Source organism: Pseudidiomarina sp. WS423, from assembly GCF_050750165.1.
In the GTDB taxonomy this organism is placed as follows: Bacteria; Pseudomonadota; Gammaproteobacteria; order Enterobacterales; family Alteromonadaceae; genus Pseudidiomarina; species Pseudidiomarina fusca.
Genome location: NZ_JBOJLN010000001.1, coordinates 73,811 through 93,948, shown reverse-complemented (window position 1 = coordinate 93,948; position 20,138 = coordinate 73,811). Strand labels below are relative to the sequence as shown.

19 protein-coding genes and 1 tRNA gene are annotated in these 20,138 nt (G+C 47.0%); 10 read left to right on the top strand and 10 right to left on the bottom strand.

What is annotated here, in order from left to right:
- Positions 1–29 precede the first annotated feature (29 nt).
- The gene (gene infA / locus ACQ661_RS00430; protein WP_008489926.1) at positions 30–248 is read left to right on the top strand and encodes a translation initiation factor IF-1; all 219 of its coding nucleotides are present in this window, start codon (positions 30–32) and stop codon (positions 246–248) included.
- A gap of 18 nt (positions 249–266) precedes the next feature.
- Here infA and clpA read toward each other — a convergent pair whose 3' ends face one another.
- Complete coding sequence (gene clpA / locus ACQ661_RS00425; protein WP_431667316.1) at positions 267–2,546, bottom strand: ATP-dependent Clp protease ATP-binding subunit ClpA; 2,280 nt, start codon at positions 2,544–2,546, stop codon at positions 267–269.
- Positions 2,547–2,585: 39 nt separating this feature from the next.
- Positions 2,586–2,900 (bottom strand): ATP-dependent Clp protease adapter ClpS, encoded by a 315-nt coding sequence (clpS, locus tag ACQ661_RS00420; protein WP_110075032.1) that lies wholly within the window; start codon positions 2,898–2,900, stop codon positions 2,586–2,588.
- 243 nt (positions 2,901–3,143) lie between these two features.
- Here clpS and cspD point away from each other — a divergent pair, with 243 nt between their 5' ends.
- Positions 3,144–3,356, top strand: coding sequence for a cold shock domain-containing protein CspD (cspD, locus tag ACQ661_RS00415; RefSeq protein ID WP_110075031.1), 213 nt, complete (start codon positions 3,144–3,146; stop codon positions 3,354–3,356).
- Between the two features lie 57 nt (positions 3,357–3,413).
- On the opposite strand, the gene yejK is transcribed toward cspD, so the two are convergent.
- On the bottom strand, positions 3,414–4,457 hold the full coding sequence (gene yejK / locus ACQ661_RS00410) for a nucleoid-associated protein YejK (RefSeq protein ID WP_431667315.1): 1,044 nt from the start codon (positions 4,455–4,457) through the stop codon (positions 3,414–3,416).
- Between the two features lie 71 nt (positions 4,458–4,528).
- Between yejK and ACQ661_RS00405 the strand changes: the two genes are divergently transcribed.
- The 3 genes from ACQ661_RS00405 to ACQ661_RS00395 all read left to right on the top strand — a co-directional run bounded on the left by ACQ661_RS00405 (position 4,529) and on the right by ACQ661_RS00395 (position 6,538).
- Positions 4,529–4,753 carry a DUF1414 domain-containing protein gene (locus ACQ661_RS00405; RefSeq protein WP_110075029.1) on the top strand — a complete coding sequence of 75 codons (225 nt, stop codon included), beginning with the start codon at positions 4,529–4,531 and terminating at the stop codon, positions 4,751–4,753.
- Positions 4,754–4,768: 15 nt separating this feature from the next.
- A complete protein-coding gene (locus ACQ661_RS00400) occupies positions 4,769–6,394 on the top strand; it encodes a DUF3413 domain-containing protein (RefSeq protein ID WP_431667314.1) in 1,626 nt (541 codons plus the stop codon).
- A 67-nt stretch (positions 6,395–6,461) separates the two neighbouring features.
- Positions 6,462–6,538: transfer RNA gene (locus ACQ661_RS00395), tRNA-Pro, on the top strand.
- 112 nt (positions 6,539–6,650) lie between these two features.
- On the opposite strand, the gene ACQ661_RS00390 is transcribed toward ACQ661_RS00395, so the two are convergent.
- The 5 genes from ACQ661_RS00390 to ACQ661_RS00370 all read right to left on the bottom strand — a co-directional run bounded on the left by ACQ661_RS00390 (position 6,651) and on the right by ACQ661_RS00370 (position 13,312).
- Positions 6,651–7,577, bottom strand: coding sequence for a diguanylate cyclase domain-containing protein (locus ACQ661_RS00390; RefSeq protein ID WP_431667313.1), 927 nt, complete (start codon positions 7,575–7,577; stop codon positions 6,651–6,653).
- A gap of 23 nt (positions 7,578–7,600) precedes the next feature.
- A complete protein-coding gene (locus tag ACQ661_RS00385; protein ID WP_431667312.1) occupies positions 7,601–8,515 on the bottom strand; it encodes a hypothetical protein in 915 nt (304 codons plus the stop codon).
- Positions 8,516–8,706: 191 nt separating this feature from the next.
- Positions 8,707–10,092, bottom strand: a complete 1,386-nt coding sequence (locus ACQ661_RS00380; protein WP_431667311.1) for a GTPase/DUF3482 domain-containing protein — start codon at positions 10,090–10,092, stop codon at positions 8,707–8,709.
- On the bottom strand, positions 10,077–11,474 hold the full coding sequence (locus ACQ661_RS00375; RefSeq protein ID WP_431667309.1) for a DUF2868 domain-containing protein: 1,398 nt from the start codon (positions 11,472–11,474) through the stop codon (positions 10,077–10,079). The genes ACQ661_RS00380 and ACQ661_RS00375 overlap by 16 nt, the downstream gene beginning before the upstream one ends.
- A gap of 8 nt (positions 11,475–11,482) precedes the next feature.
- On the bottom strand, positions 11,483–13,312 hold the full coding sequence (locus ACQ661_RS00370; RefSeq protein ID WP_431667308.1) for an ABC transporter ATP-binding protein: 1,830 nt from the start codon (positions 13,310–13,312) through the stop codon (positions 11,483–11,485).
- Between the two features lie 117 nt (positions 13,313–13,429).
- Here ACQ661_RS00370 and ACQ661_RS00365 point away from each other — a divergent pair, with 117 nt between their 5' ends.
- The 3 genes from ACQ661_RS00365 to ACQ661_RS00355 are packed head-to-tail and all read left to right on the top strand — an operon-like array spanning position 13,430 to position 16,452.
- Entirely contained in the window at positions 13,430–15,103 is a 1,674-nt protein-coding gene (locus tag ACQ661_RS00365) for a carbon starvation CstA family protein (RefSeq protein ID WP_110075023.1), read from the top strand.
- Between the two features lie 26 nt (positions 15,104–15,129).
- Positions 15,130–15,402 (top strand): cory-CC-star protein, encoded by a 273-nt coding sequence (locus ACQ661_RS00360; protein WP_110075022.1) that lies wholly within the window; start codon positions 15,130–15,132, stop codon positions 15,400–15,402.
- 24 nt (positions 15,403–15,426) lie between these two features.
- Entirely contained in the window at positions 15,427–16,452 is a 1,026-nt protein-coding gene (locus ACQ661_RS00355) for an ArsA family ATPase (protein WP_431667307.1), read from the top strand.
- Between the two features lie 5 nt (positions 16,453–16,457).
- Here ACQ661_RS00355 and ACQ661_RS00350 read toward each other — a convergent pair whose 3' ends face one another.
- Positions 16,458–17,075, bottom strand: a complete 618-nt coding sequence (locus ACQ661_RS00350; protein WP_431667306.1) for a YqaA family protein — start codon at positions 17,073–17,075, stop codon at positions 16,458–16,460.
- A 244-nt stretch (positions 17,076–17,319) separates the two neighbouring features.
- Here ACQ661_RS00350 and ACQ661_RS00345 point away from each other — a divergent pair, with 244 nt between their 5' ends.
- The gene (locus ACQ661_RS00345) at positions 17,320–18,339 is read left to right on the top strand and encodes a zinc-binding alcohol dehydrogenase family protein (protein WP_431667305.1); all 1,020 of its coding nucleotides are present in this window, start codon (positions 17,320–17,322) and stop codon (positions 18,337–18,339) included.
- A gap of 23 nt (positions 18,340–18,362) precedes the next feature.
- On the opposite strand, the gene ACQ661_RS00340 is transcribed toward ACQ661_RS00345, so the two are convergent.
- Complete coding sequence (locus tag ACQ661_RS00340; RefSeq protein ID WP_431667304.1) at positions 18,363–18,803, bottom strand: hypothetical protein; 441 nt, start codon at positions 18,801–18,803, stop codon at positions 18,363–18,365.
- A 189-nt stretch (positions 18,804–18,992) separates the two neighbouring features.
- On the opposite strand from ACQ661_RS00340, the gene ACQ661_RS00335 reads away from it, so the two are divergent.
- On the top strand, positions 18,993–20,135 hold the full coding sequence (locus ACQ661_RS00335) for an efflux RND transporter periplasmic adaptor subunit (protein ID WP_431667303.1): 1,143 nt from the start codon (positions 18,993–18,995) through the stop codon (positions 20,133–20,135).
- Positions 20,136–20,138: the final 3 nt, after the last annotated feature.

The window sequence follows — 20,138 nt, the reverse complement described above, 5'->3', positions numbered from 1 at the left end:
ATATAAACGATAAAATATCGAGGATTTGAATGGCAAAAGAAGACAGTATTGAAATGCAAGGTACGGTACTAGATACCCTACCTAACACTATGTTCCGTGTTGAGCTAGAAAATGGTCACGTGGTGACTGCGCATATTTCTGGCAAAATGCGCAAGCACTATATCCGCATTTTAACGGGTGACACTGTCACGGTGCAGCTTACCCCGTATGACCTAACCAAAGGTCGGATCGTCTTCCGCGCTCGTTAATAGCACCACCGAGCCCTGCTAACTAGCAGAACTCGGGGTGGTTTCGCGCTCACTAATGGCGAGGTCTAACTCGCCATTTTTCGTACTAACAGCCACTGCCCCACCATTGCTTAAACGGCCGAACAGGATTTCGTTAGCTAATGGCTTTTTCAGATATTCCTGAATGACACGAGCCATCGTCCGCGCGCCCATCGCTTTATCATAGCCTTTTGCTGCTAACCATTTCACCGCTGCTTGATCTAAAGTCAGCGACACTTGTTTTTTGTCTAACTGCACTTGCAGCTCACAAATAAACTTGTCGACGACTTGTTCAATCACTTCGGTATTCAAATGGTTAAACCAAACGATGCTATCGAGGCGATTACGAAATTCCGGCGAAAAGGTTCGGTTGATTTCTTGCATGGCATCAGGAGCATGATCTTGTTGCTGAAAACCAATACTTTGACGTACGGTTTCTTGCACGCCAGCATTGGTGGTCATCACCACAATAACGTTCCTAAAGTCCGCTTTACGGCCGTTATTATCAGTAAGGGTGCCGTGATCCATCACCTGCAATAAGATGTTGTAGATATCGCTATGAGCTTTCTCTATTTCATCTAACAGTAACACCGCATGCGGATGTTTTATCACCGCATCTGTCAGCAGCCCACCTTGCTCGAACCCTACATAGCCCGGCGGTGCACCAATTAACCGGCTAACGGCATGGCGTTCCATGTATTCAGACATGTCGAAACGCAAGAACTCAATGCCCATGGCCTTAGCTAGCTGCTGCGTGACTTCAGTTTTACCAACACCCGTTGGCCCGGCAAACAAAAACGAACCAATCGGTTTTTGTTCATGCCCCAAGCCCGATCGTGACAGTCGAATAGCTGCGGTTAATTGGTCAATAGCTTGGTCTTGCCCAAACACCACCAGCTTCAGGTTTCGATCGAGATTTTTCAGAATATGTTGGTCTGAACGAGACACCGATTGCTCTGGAATACGGGCAATCTTAGCCACAATCGCCTCAATATCGCCAACGCCTATGGTTTTCTTGCGTTTTGACGGAGGTAACAGCCGTTGGCTGGCACCCGCTTCATCAAGCACATCGATAGCTTTATCTGGCAACTGGCGGTCGTTAATGTAACGTGCGGCTAATTCAGCAGCCGCTTTGATGGCCGGTTGGGTATAACGAATTTGATGGTGCTCTTCGTAACGTTCTTTCAGCCCCATTAGAATGCGGGTGGTATCTTCCACCGATGGTTCGCTGACATCAATTTTCTGAAACCGACGTACTAATGCCCGATCTTTTTCAAAAATATTTTTAAATTCACTATAAGTCGTAGAGCCTATGCATTTTAGCTCGCCGTTTGAGAGCAACGGTTTGAGCAGGTTTGAGGCATCTAGCACCCCACCACTGGCAGCACCGGCGCCAATAATGGTATGAATTTCGTCAATAAAAAGAATCGCATTAGTTTGCCCGGCTAGCTCTTTGAGTAATTGTTTAAAGCGCTTTTCAAAATCACCGCGATACTTGGTGCCCCCTAGCAAGCCGCCCATATCAAGGGAATAGATCACGGCATCAGCCATCACGTCCGGTACTTCATGATGCACAATGCGGTAGGCCAAGCCTTCCGCAATAGCCGTTTTGCCTACGCCAGCTTCACCCACCAACAAGGGGTTATTCTTGCGCCGACGACATAGCACTTGAACACACCGTTCCACTTCATACTCACGGCCAATCAAAGGGTCAATACGACCATCTTTGGCACGTTGGTTTAAGTTGCTGCAAAAGCGGCTGAGAAAGCTCTGTTCTTCATCGGTATGATTATCAAGGGCTTCGCTAGCGCCGTGCTCATCGCTTTGGTTGTTAGCTTCATCCTCTAGTTTAGTCAGTCCATGAGATAAATAATGCACCAAATCGAGGCGCGTAATGTCGTGTTTGTTCAGGAGGTACACACCATGAGATTCTTGCTCACCAAAAATGGCGACCAAAACGTTAGCACCGGTCACTTCGCTATTACCAGCCGATTGCACATGAAACACAGCTCGTTGCAACACCCGCTGAAAGCCTAAGGTAGGTTGGGTCTCGGTATCCGCGCTATCATCGTCAAAACTCGGCGTAGTGCGCTCTACATAGCCTAATAACTCAAGCCTAAACTTGGTGAAATCCAAACCGCATGCGCGCAACGCTTTGCTGGCTTCAGGATTATCCAATAATGCTAGGAGTAAATGTTCAACGGTCATTAACTCATGCCGATAATCTCGTGCTAAGCGAAATGCATCGTTGAGTGTTACTTCTAAAGCTTTGTTCAACATATCAACTCCTTATACCCAAACAACCCAACATTCTTATGCTTAGGCTAGTTCCATGCCACATAACAACGGATGTTGATGTTCGCGCGAATAGTGATTTACCTGCGCAACTTTCGTTTCAGCTATCTCGGCTGAATAAATACCGCAAACGGCTCGACCTTTGTAATGAATGGTCAGCATGGTGTCGGTAGCTCGCTCCTGGTCCATCCGAAAAAACTTGATTAATACTTCTACCACAAAATCCATCGGAGTGTAGTCATCATTGTGTAAAACCACTTTATACATGGGTGGTGGCTTTAACGCCTGCTTGTCTTCAGTATGCACTTCACCCTGGTGATGATGATTTGGATGACTCATCGATAACCCTTTCTCTTATATATAGTATTAAATTCAAAAAATGGCTTAACTTTAAAAAAATAAGCTGTTCGGTTACTAATTAGACAAAAAACGCCTTGACTATCCGCAAAAGTCACCTATTGTAAAACATGGCGTTAACAAAAAAGAAATTCAAGACCTGCGCTTATGCATACTGGTTTCTTTTTTCACGATGCCATTCTAACAATAACTAAATCTTAAATGCAGAATAAAGGAAGTAGAAGTATGGCAACCGGTAAAGTGAAGTGGTTCAATAACTCTAAAGGGTTTGGCTTTATCGAGGCGGAAGATCGCGAAGGTGATATCTTCGCGCATTATTCAACCATTGAAATGGATGGATACCGCACTCTGAAAGCTGGCCAAGATGTTGAATTCCAACTAGAACAGGGCCCTAAAGGTTTACACGCAACCAATATCATTCCCGTTCAAGGTAAATAGCCCTGCCGTGGTTAGATAATGAAACCTTCACAAACGCCGGCTTTCGCCGGCGTTTTTTTAACTATCAATACCAAAATACCGCCGCAGTTGATCGCGTAAGTTAGGTGGTGTGCCATGTATGGTTAAGGTATCTGTGTGGGGGTCATACTTAACCCGTTCATTCAACAGAGTTTGTTCAAAACCAACACTCAAACCGCCACCTTGCCCTTGAAATTTAACCAGTTTTCGTAAGGTGGATCGATCCGTTAAAACTTCCTCGGGCAAAGCTTGCTCTTGGCTACCTGCAAAATCAGCAAAACTGCGCTCCAATGGCACTTGAGCCTGCAGCTGTTCGGACAAGTCCTTAACGCGCACCGGTTCGCCTTGTTGCCATTGATTGTAACAGATGTCGTACACCGATTGACGAACTTGACTTGCCTGCTCAGCAGCTAATTGCGACTCTTGAACGAACTTTTGCACACTTTCAACCAAGTGTTGCGATTGTTTCTTTGGGTTGGCAGCCTCGGCACAGCCCAAAAAGTCCAAGAAAAAGTCTGAAACTTTGCGCCCCACTCGTCCCTTAATAAAAGAAATGTAAGTGACTGAATCCGGTTCTTGCTGCCACTCACTGATATTAATAGTGGCAGCTAATTGCACTTTGCTGATAGCTAATTGCGACGAACGGTCAACCGATAAATCGGGGGCTATGGTAACGCCATCTTGAAACGGCAAAAAAGCCACCACGAGATAATCTTCACCGCGGTCGGTATAGCTCGCCATCAATAAAAAGCCAGCCTCTAAGATGCCGTAATGCTGCAATTGCTGGTGCAAAATTTTAGCGGCTTGCTGCGAAAAATCGACAAATTCTAGTTGTTGACCTAACCACCCCGTAAGTAAGTGCGGAAACTCACTAAGCTGATGCGGCTCGGCATCCTCATCATTGGCGCTTAAAAATCTAGCGTACCCCTTGCTTGGCTTGGCTTGGTATACATCGGTTAACTCGGTCAGTAAGAGACTAACTTCATCGTTAATCGGTAAAGTTGCTGGAGCTACGCGCAGTCCAATTTGGCCGTCATTGGTATAAAACTGATGAATAATGCTATGTTTTACTTCTGCGTACATGGTCACCCTTGTATTCTGTTGCAGTGCCTGTGGTAAGATGACGCTATTCTATCAGATTGAGACAAAAAACTATGCCTATTGTGTCCAAATACAACGCCGACCAACAACAGCAATTACTCGACGACGTGTTAGCCGTATTCAGTCAACACCAAGCGCCTACGGATCTTATTTTAATGACCTTAGGGAACGCCGTTAGCAATACCATTCAAGCTCGTTATCACCCCGACGATACGCATAAGATTGCTGAACAATTTGGTAAAGTGCTGTTACAATCACTCGCATCTAATAAACAATAATCGCTAGAGCTTACTATGAAGCAACGTAAACAACGCAGAGACAAAATAGCTCGCTTAATAAGCTGGGGCCATTGGTTTACGTTTTTTAATATTCTTTTAGTATTAGCTATTGGTACTTTATATATAGAAGCATCTGCTGCGCCAGGATCTGCGCTTGGCGTTATCTACCTGATAGTAAATTGGCTTGGCCATTTTGCCTTTTTACCCTTTATTGTTTTTATCATTCTGATTTTTCCGTTCTGTATTTTTATTCCGATATCACGGGTGCTTCGAGGCATCGCCACGTTAGTTGCTAGTTTTGGCTTGATCGCTTTAGTTGCTGATGCTTTGTTTTATCGCCAATACGGCTACCATTTAAATACCTATTCACTCAGTCAATTGGCAAGCGATGCTGAATCAGCTTTTGCCGGCGCTAGTTTTTTAATTCTCTTAGGCATGCTACTTATTTTTGTGGTGTTGTTGGTCTTTGAGCTAGGCCTGTCTAATATCGCTTGGAAGCGCTTAGATTCATTACAACAAAAGCATTGGGGACCAACCTTTGCTAGCATCTTTGTCGCCTGTTTTTTAGCAAGTCATAGTATTCACGTGTGGGCAGATGCGGTGTTTTACACTCCGATAACTAAACAAGATGATATGTTTCCGTTATCTTATCCAACTACCGCAAAAACCTTAATGAGTAAGCACGGCTTGTTGGTGGAAGAGCGCCAAGCCATTACCCAGAATCTGATCCGCACTCGGGCTGATATCAGTCTGCAATACCCGCTTAACGAGCTGATGTGTTCGCGCCAGAGCAACCCTAACGACACCTTGTTAATTGCCGTGGATAAGCTGACGAGCAGCCAAGCAGCTAAGCTTATGGAGCTTTCCAGTAGCCCAGTAAAAGCTGCTAGTTTACGCGAGTTTAGTAGCGTTACCACGCCGGTACTCGGACAAACCCATGTCAGCGCGGCACTGTTTGAGTTAACTTATGGCTTACCCGATTTGTATCAACGCGCGGTGCAGCAAGCCAACACCCCACCGGCCTACTTAACCGTCTTAGAGAGCTACGGCATTGAGCTTCGTGCCGATGACGAATTTGCACTTGCGGACATCACCTCAAATAACCCTAACGCAAGCCTCGAGCTGCTCTATTATCGCCAAGATCAATGGGCGGAATTAGTAGCCCAGGTTAAGATCGCACTCACTGAGGTACAGAACCAACAACTACAGCTCATTATTGTGGGGCTAACGCCAGCAGTATCTAGTGGCACTGAGACTTATGCCATCAACAACCTGCAGGTGCCTTTGTTGATCAGTTCAAACCTGTCATGGCAAGCTCAACCCTTGGTGTTACTATCGGATATTATGCCCTCGGTGTTGCACAGCTACATGCGCTGCGCGAACGAAGCCGCAAGTTACTCGGTGGGCGTGAATATGACCGAGAAAGTGAGAAAACTGCCATTGATGACGAGCTACGGTACTGATTTAGTCATCTATCAAGAACAGATGACGTCGGTGATCGAAGCTGATGCTAATATTCGAACCTTTGCCAACGATACTTATGAACCTTTATCTGGGGTGGTTCCGGCAACCCCTATTCTTGTAGACGGTATTCGCAAGCTCAAACGCTTCAGTAATAATAACACGGCTGCAATTGATTAAATAACCCGCAGTTGAACGGTGCAGAGCTTGCTAAAGTTGAATTTATCAGTAATATAACGCCCTCGGTCGGCGTGTGGCGCAGCTTGGTAGCGCACTGTCATGGGGTGTCAGGGGTCGTAGGTTCAAATCCTATCACGCCGACCAAAAAATCAAATAAAACAAGGGTTTAGGCTAACGCTTAAACCCTTTTTTTTTAGGCCCGTGAAATGTTGGTATACGAGGGGCTCGTGGAGGGGCAAACGGCCCTAGCTGCTTGTCATTCCGCCACGCAATACCTATTGCGGCCACTTTCTTTTGCACGATACATGGCATTATCGGCTTTATTGAGCAAGGTTTCGTAGTCTTCACCATGCTCAGGATAAAGCGCTATCCCAACCGATGCTCCAACAGTGACCGTATGCTGCTCGAGCACAAAGGGCTGCTGTAATGCGAGCACCAGCTTCTGAGCAATAGCCTCGGCATCTTTAGGCTCAGTGAGCGCATTAAGAACAATCACAAACTCATCGCCACCAATGCGCGCCACCACGTCATGATGGCGCAGTTGCGCCTTAATTCTTGGTCCAATACAACGTAACAATTGGTCCCCTACATCGTGACCATAGGTGTCATTAATAGGCTTGAATTTATCCAAATCTAAAAACAACACGGCTAGGTGTGTCGGTGCATTGTGTAACAGCACCGTAATCTGATGGTTGATAGCAGCTCGGTTAGGTAATCCAGTTAAGGGGTCTGTTAGGGCCTGTTGTTTGATGTTTTCCACCGCTAACAGGTCTGCTGTTACATCATTAAAGATATGGATAAGCTGTGTGACCGTGCGTTCTTGATTGCGCACCGCTGTGATCGTTTGCAAAGCAGCAATGGGTTCGCCTTTTGCAGTGCGATACCAGAGTTCGCCTTGCCAGCCATCCTGTTGTTGTAAATGTTTACGAACGGTTTCGGTAAGCCGCAGAGAGACTTTGTTGCTATCAATAAAATCACTCAAAGAATGCTGCTTTATCTCTTTGCTGCTCAGGTTAAGCAAATTCAAAAAAGCTTGATTAGCTCTCTTAATACGTAAGTCCACATCCGTAATGACAATAGCTTCATGAGTCTTTTCAAACACCATCCCAGCTAGCTGGAGCTGCCGATTGAGTGCCTGTAGTTGCTGCTGCTGTAGTTGCTGCTGCTGGATAATGGGTCGCATGTATAATTTTAATAAATAGGCGCCTACCCTATCGCCACAATCAAGAAAATTATGCCACTTACCCAGAGCAGCTCAACCAAGAGCTCTTCACGCAATGACGTTTCTGGCTGTGTTACCCACAAGCCCCAATTAGACTCGCTGAGTGGAATATAAAAGTGACGATGTTGTAAATTATGGAATACGCCGCTATGAAGTTGAGGTTGCTGGCCTACTAAAGCATGGGCAACTGTAACTGCTTCAGAATTAATCAGCTCGCGCACATTCGCGTTAAATTCAGTTGATGCGGCAGTGGCTATAGGAGTCAAACTAAAGTGAAGCTCAACTTTGCGGGTTAAATGCAGTAAACTAAATTCAGTGGTTGCATCAAATTTATTCAAGTACTCTAAAATATCAATGATCTCAGTTTGGTCGAATAGCAACACATCATGACCAATGATTTCATTATTAAGGCTTATAATAGGGGCTACTACACTGATATAAATATGCCCAGAGAGGTTGATGTAGTCCGTTCTATGTAGATTTAATTGGCTTTGATTCACCTGCTTTAATAGGCTGGTGGTGCCTGATTCACCTGCAACTCGAGCAATCTCGGTGCCATTAGCTGCAATTCTTATCACCCCCACTAGGGTTGGAATAAAATCGACAGCATGTGCCAGCCGCGCGGCTGTCTCTTGTTGTACTTGAGCTAGCGCAAGTTGCTGGTCCAAATACAAAGCCAAACGCTGACGTATCTGTGAGCGACTCGCAAACTGTTGAGCTATCTGTTCATAATGAGTAAGTTGTTGCTCTACAGCAAGAGCTTGTGCAGAAGCATAAGCTAAATCCTGCCGATCTTCTGTTTTATCCAAATAAAAAAACAGCGGAATTAAGGTACTGGTGCTAGCGATAATCCCCGTTATTAAAACGCCAATAATCACTCGGCGGCTTAATAGAGACAATGCATTCGTGTAAGGCGGTGGGGATTTACCTTGGTCCTTTGTTGTTACGTGCAATCCTTGGTCTGGCAATGATGATATCCCTAAGCTAGAAATAATTACCCCATAAATAACCAACCCCTGTGCCTCTGTTACCAACTGGGTTGGTTCACTCTACGTTGGTTATCCAACACATAACACTTGAGTTGATAAAATTATCTCGTTAATTGTGCAACTAACTTGTCTATATATGTAGCACGTTCTGGCTCATTGATAAAATGTTCTTGCGCTAAAGTTGACCATTGCGGATTTTTTCGCGCTCCTTTAAACAAAGATTTTAGTTTACTTAACTCTTGTTCACGCTGGCTGTTATCACTGCTGAGTAATAAGGTGTTTGTCGCCCCGTGTCCGCGCAAGCTCAATTGCTGCAACAACTGCAGTTGGCGCACGGCTAATAGTAAGATTATAGGATCTTCAACAATCAGTTGATGTTGCCCTTGTAGCTTATGTTTCAGTTGCTTGCCGTAGTGTTGCCAGCCTTGCCACAAACCACCGATCGTGGCGCCTAACAAGGTTCCTGCGCCTAAACTGGCACCGCCGACCAAGAGATCAAAACCAGCCCCCACGGCCGCCCCACTGCCTACACCTAAGCCGGCTTTGATGCCAAACTCAGCCAAGGTCTCAGTATCGAACAGATCATCGTGCCAGTGACCGGTGCTAATATCTAAGTTATCGAGAGCCACGACATCTAAGTTGAACTCATACAAAGCTAGTAAGTCTTGCACACATCGACGCTCGCGTTCGGTAACTTGACGCTGTACCTTAGCTAAAACCTCCTGCAGAGCGCTACTATCGAGCTCCGCACTCACCAGATGTTGCAGTGCAGCTACATCAGTCAGTAATTCAGCGATCTGCTGTAGCCCCTGGTGCAGACGTTGCTGCCGTTGCTGCTCACGGTGCTCAATAAGTAGGTTTAGCTGCTGATCAAAGCCTTTCACCACTAACTTTAAGCGCGTTAATAATTCGGCTTCACCGCCCTCAGGTGGGCTCACCGCATCAAACTCAATAAAACTATGTAAATTCACCTGCGCTAATGCTTGTTGCCAGGCGTTGCTGTAGCCTGCGGTAGTTGCGGTAAAGTTAAGCACAGGTAGTAGCGGTTTACCGCAGCGCATCAATACGGCTAATTCATCTTGGTATTTTGGCAACACAGGATCACGCACATCAATCACATAGAGCGCAGCGTCACTTTTAAGCAGTTGTCGTAGTACTTTGGCTTCTTGCGCAAATTCTGTTTCGGCTAAGGTAGAATTTAGAAACTGGTGTATTTGTTTGGCGCCATCGTGTCTAAATTCGGCATCGCTTAGGCTTAAACTCTCAAATAAGTCACTACCAGCTTCTAGCCCCGGAGTATCATAGAGCTCAACCAACACCTGCTCAGCATTCCCAATCGCCATGGTAAGCACGTCACGAGTGGTACTTGGGCGGCTAGCTACTTCACCAAATTGGCTGTCATGCAAAAGTGTACGCAATAACGAGGTTTTGCCCGTATTGGTATGCCCCACTACGGCCAATTGTAACGCCGTTAAACGAGTCGCCATGGTATCTCCTGTTGAGCTAACAGCTGCTGCCAATGCTGCAGGCGCTGTTGTTGTTCGGCACTAGCATGCTCACTCGCTGTGATCAGTAGTACTTCTAGATGAGCAACATATGCCATCATCTCTCGTAACAATTTAAGCGTGGTACGGTCTGGGCTTAGTTCACTATTAACCCGCACCCATAATTGCTGCGGTGGGTGCGCATGTAGGTGAGCTAATAACCGGCGTTTTTCTAGACCGCTGGCAACAACACCATAAAAACCAACCGATGCTGCAGTTTGCTGTTGTGCTAACCACGCATGGTCTAATTCAAAATCCAGGCTCACGGTTAAGCTATCAGCAGTTAATTGCGGCGGCTCCATACGCTGGTGTTGTGCTGAACTAGCCATGGTTACCGTAACTGGGGAATTCGTTGGCGATTGGGTATCTGCATCAATCACCACGGCTTGGGCGCGAGGTTTTAAGCCCTGCACTACGGTTGCCATACCAGGTGCTTGTAAATCAAGTTGGGCCCGCCACGCCCGCCAGCCTAGCAGCAGCATAGCAGCAATCAGAAACAACAACCGCGGCACAATACCGTAGCTAAACACGCACATAAGTAGCCAGCGGCCGGCTGCCAGTTGATTCGTGGCATCAGCACTAGCTGGGCCTAAATCTGCATAGCTAGGAGCGCTAACTCCCCACCAGCTGGGGCCCCAACCTATCACTTCAGCCCAGCTAGAAACCGTCGCCGCCGGCCAGATGGTACTAGCCCAAGTAAACTGATAAACATTGGTGCTTAAGCTCACAAACAAAAATAACCAGGTGGCCAACATCACCAAGAGCCAGTAGCCATGGCTGAGCATAGCGGTGCCCGGCGCAATCATTTTATTGCGCTGAGCAACCGACCACAGGGCTGTTTGATACTGCTGATGTTGCGGCCGCCGACCTAGGCGCTGCATCAACCACATCGATAGCCGCAAAATACTGGTGCCGCTAGCCTGTGTGCTGGCTGGTCGCCGTACCCCCTGCAGTAGGCTCAGCACCAGCCACAGCAGTAACATGACACTATTCATTCCGAGTAATAGCACCAAGGCAAATAGCAAGGAGATTGGACTTGGCAAGGCTAGCGTTGCCTGCACTTGCGCCAAGCCAATGAGTACTGCCAACAAACTCAAGCTGATCGCAATCACCCGCCGCAGTTGGTGCCACCGTTGCAAGTGCTGCGTAAGCCCGAGTCGCTCTGCCCAGAGTTGTCCACGCAGCAACACTTGCTGACTGAGCTGCCGCTGTTGCCGAGCCTGCTGCTCAATCACAGCATCGCGCTGAAAGCCGTGTTCGAGCTCGTATCGACGAACCAACTCGGACATCCAAATCGCTTTAAATTTTGCAAAAATAGCTGTCATAGTGCCTATTATTCTTCGGGAATAAAGCCGCCTGATTGGCGCGCCCATAATTGGGCATAAATACCGCCCAGCTGCAAGAGTTGCTCATGAGTTCCTTGCTCTACAATTCGGCCTTGATCCATAACTACCAAGCGATCCATTGCGGCTATAGTTGATAACCGATGGGCAATAGCAATCACAGTTTTACCTTCCATCAAGCGATATAAATTCTCTTGAATGGCCGCCTCAACTTCTGAGTCTAATGCCGAGGTGGCTTCATCCAGAATTAAAATCGGCGCATCTTTAAGCATCACGCGGGCAATAGCTACCCGCTGCCGTTGTCCGCCTGACAATTTAACCCCACGCTCGCCAACATGAGCAGCCAAACCACGACGCCCTTCGGCATCCTCTAACTCATCAATAAAAGTATCGGCTTCGGCTTTGTGGATGGCTTCTTCAATCATCGCATCGGTAGCATCGGGGCGACCATAACTAATATTACCGCGTACCGAACGGTGCAATAACGAGGTATCTTGAGTAACCATGCCGATGTGCTGACGTAAACTAGTTTGCGTCACCTCAGCAATATTCTGACCATCAATCCGAATCGCCCCTTGATTTACCTCATAAAACCGCAGCAACAAGTTAACTAAGGTTGATTTACCGGCACCCGAACGTCCTACCAAGCCAATTTTCTCACCGGCAGCGATGTGTAAGCTCAAATCATGTAAAACCGGTTTATCGCTATGATAATTAAAACTTACCTGATCAAATTCAATACTTCCTTGGGTAACATGAAGCGGCACCGCGCCCTCTATGTCGAGAATATCTTGCGGTACCGAAACGGTCTTGATGCCATCCTGCACTGTCCCAATATTCTCAAACAATGCGGAAATCTCCCACATAATCCATTGGCTCATGCCCCATAAGCGCAGTACCAAACTCAAAGCAACTGCAATGGCACCCACACTGATCTGATTGTCTACCCAAAGCGAAATGGCTAAAAAACCGACCGCAAATAACAGCGTTGAGTTAAGCAGGTAAAGACAGGTATAAAGCTTGGTCACCCAGCGCATTTGTCGATGCACTGTGCCAAGAAACCCCGCCATACCGTCTTTGGCAAACTCTAATTCGCGCTCCGCATGTGAAAATAACTTCACCGTTTGGATGTTGGTATAACTATCAACAATGCGACCCGTCATGATTGAGCGCGCATCTGCTTGGGCAGCAGCTACTTTGCCCAGGCGCGGCACAAAAAAGCGTAATAGCAAACCGTATAACACCACCCAAACCACCAGCGGTGCCGCCAAGCGCCAGTCCGCACTAGCAATAATGGCAACGGTACCAATAAAATACACGGTAACATAATTCAGTACGTCGAACAGTTTGATCACGCACTCGCGCACTGCGAGTGCTGTTTGCATCACTTTGGTGGCAATGCGTCCGGCAAACTCGTCTTGGTAAAAAGTGAGGGACTGATTAAGCAAATACTTGTGCACTAACCAGCGAATACGCATGGGATAATTACCTAATAGCGACTGATAGGTAATTAAGGAGTGCAAAATGACCAGCATGGGCAAGCCCAACATCACCACCAAAGCCATCCCGGTGAGCCCCCAGAATTGCTCCTGCACAAAGGTTTCTCGATTCTGCTCAGCCAGCCAATCGACAATATTACCGATAAAACTAAACAGCCAAACTTCAGTTAGCGCAATCAACATCATCAGCAGCCCAGCCGCAATGATATAAGGCCAAGCGCCACGGCTATAATACAGGCAGAATTTCACCAGGGTTTGCGGTGGTTGCTCTACTTTATCTTCGGGAAATGGATTTAACCGGCTTTCAAACCAACGAAACATATCGATCCTTAAATTGAGGTTTAGCCTAGACTTTGGTCCAATGTCAGACTTTACTATCTATGCATTACCATAACGCAGTTATTGATTTGCCAATAATAAACTAAAAAAGGATAAGCCATGAATGCAATTCTGCTGATGTTACTGGGCTTAGGTGCGATGTTTTTGGGCTACGTATTTTATTCAAAGTTCGTAGCCGAAAAAATCTACCAGCTAGACCCTAATTTTCGCACGCCAGCGCACGAGTTTGAAGACGGCGTAGATTTTGTTCCCACTAACAAGTACGTGTTGTGGGGTCACCATTTTACCTCAGTTGCGGGTGCCGCGCCTATCATTGGGCCAGCTATCGCCGTTATTTGGGGTTGGGTACCGGCCTTTTTATGGGTAGTGTTCGGTACTATCTTCTTTGCTGGCGTTCATGATGCTGGTGCTATTTGGGCCTCGAACCGCAACAAAGCCCGCTCCATTGGGGCGCTCACTGGTGATGTGGTAGGCCGACGCTCACAAAGCCTGTTCATGATCGTGATTTTTTTAGTGCTGCTCATGGTTAATGCGGTGTTTGCGACCGCCATTTCAGGGCTACTGATCAACTTCCCTAGTTCCGTGGTGCCCGTATGGGGAGCTATCTTTGTGGCCCTGATTATTGGCCAATTTATCTTCCGTAAATGGATGAACCTAGGCACGGTTTCTATTTTAGGGGTGATTGCACTCTATGCACTGATATGGGCTGGACCATCGTACCCGATTGAATTACCAGAAACGGTATTTGGCGTTTCTGATAATGCGCAGTGGATTATTGTGCTTTTCCTTTATGCTGCTATCGCTAGTTTGTTGCCGGTATGGATGTTACTGCAACCACGTGATTACATTAACGGCTTACAATTATTCATCGGCTTAATTCTTCTTTACGGTGCCGTGCTAATAAGCGGCCCTGAACTCGTTGCTCCAGCATTTAATACCAATACTCCGGAAGGGACACCATCGCTGGTGCCACTGTTATTTGTCACCATCGCTTGTGGCGCTATATCTGGGTTCCATGGATTAGTTGCATCAGGAACCACCTCAAAACAGCTCGACAAAGAAACGGATGCTCGTTTTGTTGGTTATTTTGGTGCAATCGGTGAAGGTTCATTGTCTCTTGCCACCATCATTGCGGCAACTGCTGGCTTTGCTACCTTAGCCGATTGGCAGGCCGTGTATCATAGCTTCGGTCAAGGAGGCGTGGCTGCCTTTGTATCCGGTGGCGCAAATATCCTCGAGAATGGTATCGGCTTAAATGCTGAAATCTCGCAAACCTTGCTCACGGTCATGGCGGTGTTGTTTGCCGGTACCACCATGGATACAGGGCTACGTTTACAGCGCTATATCTTCCAAGAATGGGGCAATATTTATAACATCAAATGGATGGAAAAAGCTGCGCCTGCTACCTTACTTGCCGTAGGTTCGTGCTTGTTGCTCGCCTTTGGTGCCGGCGGTGCTGATGGTTCTGGTGGCTTGCTAATTTGGCCACTGTTTGGTACTACCAACCAGTTACTTGCCGGATTAACCCTACTGGTGATCACCACCATGCTGGTTAAGCTAGGTCGCCCCATGTATGTGACCTTGATACCTTTGCTGTTTTTGCTAGTCATGGCCATTTACGCGTTGCTTATTCAGTTAATGACCTTCTACCAAAAATCAGATTGGTTCTTGTTAAGCTTAGACTTAGTGGTGTTAGTTGCAGCTATTTGGATTTCTTTAGAAGCGGCTAGTACTCTTACAAGGCTACGTCGCGAACAACGTAACAAAGCTTAATAAGGCGAGAAGTAAAAGGTCATACTATGAAAATACGAGCTATTGTCGATTGGTTAGGGAAAGCTAATAGGTATGCCACGGCGGTCTATAACGCTCCTTACCGAGCAGCCATAGCTCGTGCGAAGCGGGACGAGGACGATCTTTTCATGCTGTTAGTGTTCTCAGAACTGATGGGGGTTCCTAATCCCGCTTCTTATTATACCCTTGAACTACAACCTTTATTGCTTGAACGTTTTCATGAATGGCATCTACGCATGGGGATGGAACACTCCCCATTAGATGGCTTTCGTTGTTGTTAACACCCCTAACCTAGCTGAGCTTTTATGTTACCTATTTTATCTAAACGTATCTTATTTGTCGGCGGTAAAGGTGGTGTAGGTAAAACCACGGTTTCGGCAGCCATAGCCTTACAAGCGGCGCAACTGGGCAAGCGAGTATTATTGGTCTCTACAGACCCCGCCCATAGCTTGGCCGATGCCTTTGATTTAACTATTGGTGACCCCAGTAGCGAACAAGAACAAGAGCAATATCAACCACTGTTGCCAAACATTGATGCCTTAGAAATTGATCCGGATAAACAAGTGCGTGCCCACATTAATCGGGTGATGCGTACCATGAAGCGTTTTGCGCGGCCGCAAATGTATGGGGAAATTGAGCGCCAAATGCGCTTAACCGAGCAATCGCCGGGTGCGCAAGAAGCAGCGTTATTAGAACGCATTGCGAAAATCATTGATAGCGCGCCCAGCCAGTATGATTTAGTTATTTTTGATACGGCTCCTACCGGCCATACGTTGCGCCTGTTAACCTTACCCGAAGCCATGGCCGCTTGGACCCAAGGATTGTTACGGCAAACCAAAAAGAGTGAACAGCTTGAGGGCGTGCTAGCCCATCTCTCGGCTAAATCAGGTCGTGATATCGCTAACCCAATGGGCGACCCAACCACCCATGAAACAGCAGAGATGGATGATCGAACAGCTGAAATAACGGCTACTTTGCAACAACGGCAAAGCCTGTTTCATCGTATTCGCCATCAGCTCACAGATGCGCAGCAATGTGGCATTGTGTTTGTATTGACCCCAGAAAAACTCCCGATCCTCGAAACGACGCGGGCCGTGCAAACCTTACAGGCGGAACATCTGCCCGTTGCGGGGTTAGTGATCAACCGCAATGTTCCTGACGCTATCGATAGTGAGTTTTTTGCCCAGCGTCGCCAGCAAGAGGCCATTTATCGCGAACAAATTCAGGCGCAATTTAGCAGCCTGCCGCAACTCTATTTACCGCTCTTCCCTACTGATTTACATGGCGTGGAAGCCTTGCGTGCGATCAGCGCCAAACTACAACTCAGCTAAGGCTACTAAACCAATAAATATACTGCATAACCGCCCCCCAACAAGGTTAGCAACAACCATCCAGCTTTACGCGAATGTTGTTGCCACCATCCTAAAACGAGCGGTCCAAACCAATACACCAAGAGTGCTAGGCCATAATAGCGCAGCCCGCGTGCTATCACGGCTGCCAACATAAACAGAGAAAAAGGATAATTACTACTCCCCGCCGCTAACATCCCTACCTGAAATGGAATGGGCGTGATCCCCGTCAGTAACAGGGTCACAAAGCCGTGCTGTTGAAACTGTGTGGTAAATTGTTCAAACGCTTGGCTGTAGCCAAAATAGGTGAGAATAGCGTCACCGATATCATCAAACAGCCATAACCCAACCCCATAACCGATACTTGCGCCAACCAAACACCCTGCCAGTACCACGGTAGCGATGGCCCACAGCCGCTCACGCTGATGAATCAACAACGGAATGAGAATAAGCTCGAGCGGGATCGGAATAATGATTGATTCTAACATCGACAACACAAACATCAGCGGTAACACCGCCGATGATTCGGCAACCCGCTGATACCAAGCGTCAGCTTTGCCGCTGTTAGAGCTTGGAGTGACTGCTGGTTTAGACACTTTGGACACGCTAATTCCTTAAAATGCATTGAGCCTTGAGCGGGCCGCTCATCTTAGCATCATGTTGTTACATAATACTGGGCTTTGTTTCCCTCAACGAGTGACCTAAATTAGTCTACAATGTAGCTAATAAATTCGTTTAATCTTGGTATTTTAACCTAATGACCAAGGTTTCAGTTAGTTTAACCTCTGGCTTACTGAGTTTTTACGTTAAGCTAAACCAAAACATCACTTCGGCATTGAGGTACCAAGCATGAAAGCAGTCGGTTACCAACAATCGTTACCCATTGATAACAACCAAGCTTTATTGGACATAGAAATAGCTGAGCCAACTCTACAAGCCGACGACATCTTAGTTGCAGTGTATGGCCTATCAGTGAACCCTGTTGATACCAAAATTCGCCAACGCAAACAGCCGCAAGCCGGCGAGTTTGGAGTTCTTGGCTGGGATGTCGCCGGGGTGGTGATTGGCGTTGGTGACAATGTCATGGATTTTAAAGAAGGTGACGAAGTTTGGTATGCGGGCGCTGTAGACCGCGCTGGTGCTAATGCTCAGTATCATGTGGTTGATGCACGCCTCGTCAGCAGAAAACCGCACAGCCTTAACTTTGCGCAAGCGGCGGCGATGCCGTTAACCTTTTTAACAGCGTGGGAGCTGTTGTTTGAGCGCTTAGCCTTAACCGCAGATACTACCGGTAGTTTGCTGATCACCGGGGCTGCTGGCGGCGTTGGTTCAGCCTTGATTCAACTTGCAAAACAACTGACCAAACTCACAGTGATTGCAACTGCATCCCGACCAGAAAGCCAGCAATGGGTGCGTGATTTAGGAGCTGATCTCGTTATCAACCATCATCAGCCGTTAGCCCCACAATTGGCTCAACATGGTGTAACTGGAGTTGATTATGTGGCCAGTCTAACCCATACCGACCAGCATTTTACTAGCTTAGCTGAGCTGATCGTGCCGCAAGGAAAATTAGCGCTCATTGATGATCCGAGCGAGCTGTTAGACATTCGCCTGTTAAAACAAAAGAGCATCAGTTTGCATTGGGAATTTATGTTTACCCGCTCCATGTTCAACACCGCTGATGCCTATATACAAGGCCAGATTTTGCAGCAAGTCGCTGAATTAACCGATGCCGGTATTTTAAAAACGACCCTATCTGAGCATTTAGGCCCCTTAACCGCAGCCAATCTTCGTCTAGCTCACAGCTTGCTTGAAAGTCATCAAGTGATTGGCAAACTGGTGTTAGATGGCTTTAATGCGCCTGATTAGATAACCGCGCGGCTTGGTGCCTATCAGCTGCAGTCGATAGGCACGAAACGCAGCGTAAACAAAGACTGGTCATTCTGATCGAGGTAACGAATTTCGAGAAAGTCAGCATGCTCACGATAAAAAGCTAAACTGTCATGCTGGCAATACTGACGTAACATTGCTGGTTCAAGCTGTTGCTCAATATTGGCCTCATCGTGGCTGTACTTATCAATACCTACTAACGAGTAAATAAAGCGCATGCCGTAATGAACTACTTCGGCCCGCTCAAACCGAGTTTGCCGGTCGAGTAATTTAGGTAAGTCACGATTTAGCTGTCCCGAACGCTCCAGTAATTGTTGATACAAATAGTTACGATTTTTTGTTGAATCAGTGGCCTGCCATTGGCGTTGCACAATTATTCCGATGATGGCAATCGCTAAAACCAATAATCCTAGTAACAACTGGCGTTTGAACGAAGTAAACATAATCTTTCTCGGTGTTTGAAGCGTACTTAGCACATACCTTAGCATGTTTCTAACGCAGATAAACAAAGTGATTTTCGCTAATTTGCACTTACAAACATACATGAATGTATGTATAATTAGTGCAATTTTGTCGTCCTAGATTATTCCAATTGGCTGCGGCCAATCCATACATAAGAATAGAGGTAATTCATGCAGCAACGTTTACGTGTACCTTTGTTAGTTTCGATGCTTAGCGCATCGTTAGCGCTAGCAGGTTGCGGTGATGCAGAACAGGCACAGGGGCCTGGCGCACAACAACAACAGCAAATGACCGTAGGAGTAGTAACTATTGCTCCGCAAAATGTCGACCTCACCACCACCCTGCCCGGTCGTGCTAGTGCCTATCGGGTCGCTGAAGTGCGCCCGCAGGTGAACGGTATTTTACAACGCCAGCTATTTCAAGAAGGTGCGATGGTCGAAGCCGGCCAGCAACTGTATCAAATCGACGCAGCCATGTACGAAGCAACTTTAGCTAGTGCCGAGGCCGAATTAAAGCGAGCACAGGCCACACTAAAAGCAAGTAAAGCGCGTTTTGAGCGTTCACAAGGGTTGGTCGCGGATAAAGCCATTAGCCAGCAAGATTATGACGAAGCAGAAGCTGCTTACTTACAAGCTGAAGCTCAACTTAAAGTCGCTGAAGCAAGCATCACTCAAGCCAAGCTCAACCTTGAGTATACTCGTGTTAAAGCGCCTATTAGTGGGCGTATTGGACGTTCACAGCTTACTGAAGGTGCATTATTAAGCGTTGGCCAAGCCCAAGCATTAACCACTATTCACCAATTAGATCCAATTTACATAGATATTGCGCAAAGTAGCTCAGAGTATCTGCAGTTACAGCAAGCTATGCGTTCGGGACAAATAGTGACGGATACCAATAACCGTGCGGCGGTGACTGTTAAAGTCGGTGATAACACCGAGTTACAAGGTGAATTGTTGTTCAATGAAGTTACCGTCGACCCTCAAACCAGTGCTATTACCTTGCGCGCCAAAGTGGCCAACCCTGAGCAGGTGTTGATGCCAGGTATGTACGTACGCACTGAGATTGCTAGCGGTGAATTGCAGCAAGCCATTTTAGCTCCGCAAACCGGGGTAACTCGTGATCCGCGCGGGCGTGCCATCGCCATGGTGGTTAATCAAACGGGTGAAGTTGAGCAACGCTACTTAACCGTGCAAGGTACCGTTGGTAGCGATTGGATTGTGACCGATGGTTTAACTGCTGGTGACCAAGTCATCGTCGAAGGCTTGCAAAAAATTCAGCCGGGGATGCCGGTTAAAACTGAAGAAGTGAAATAACCT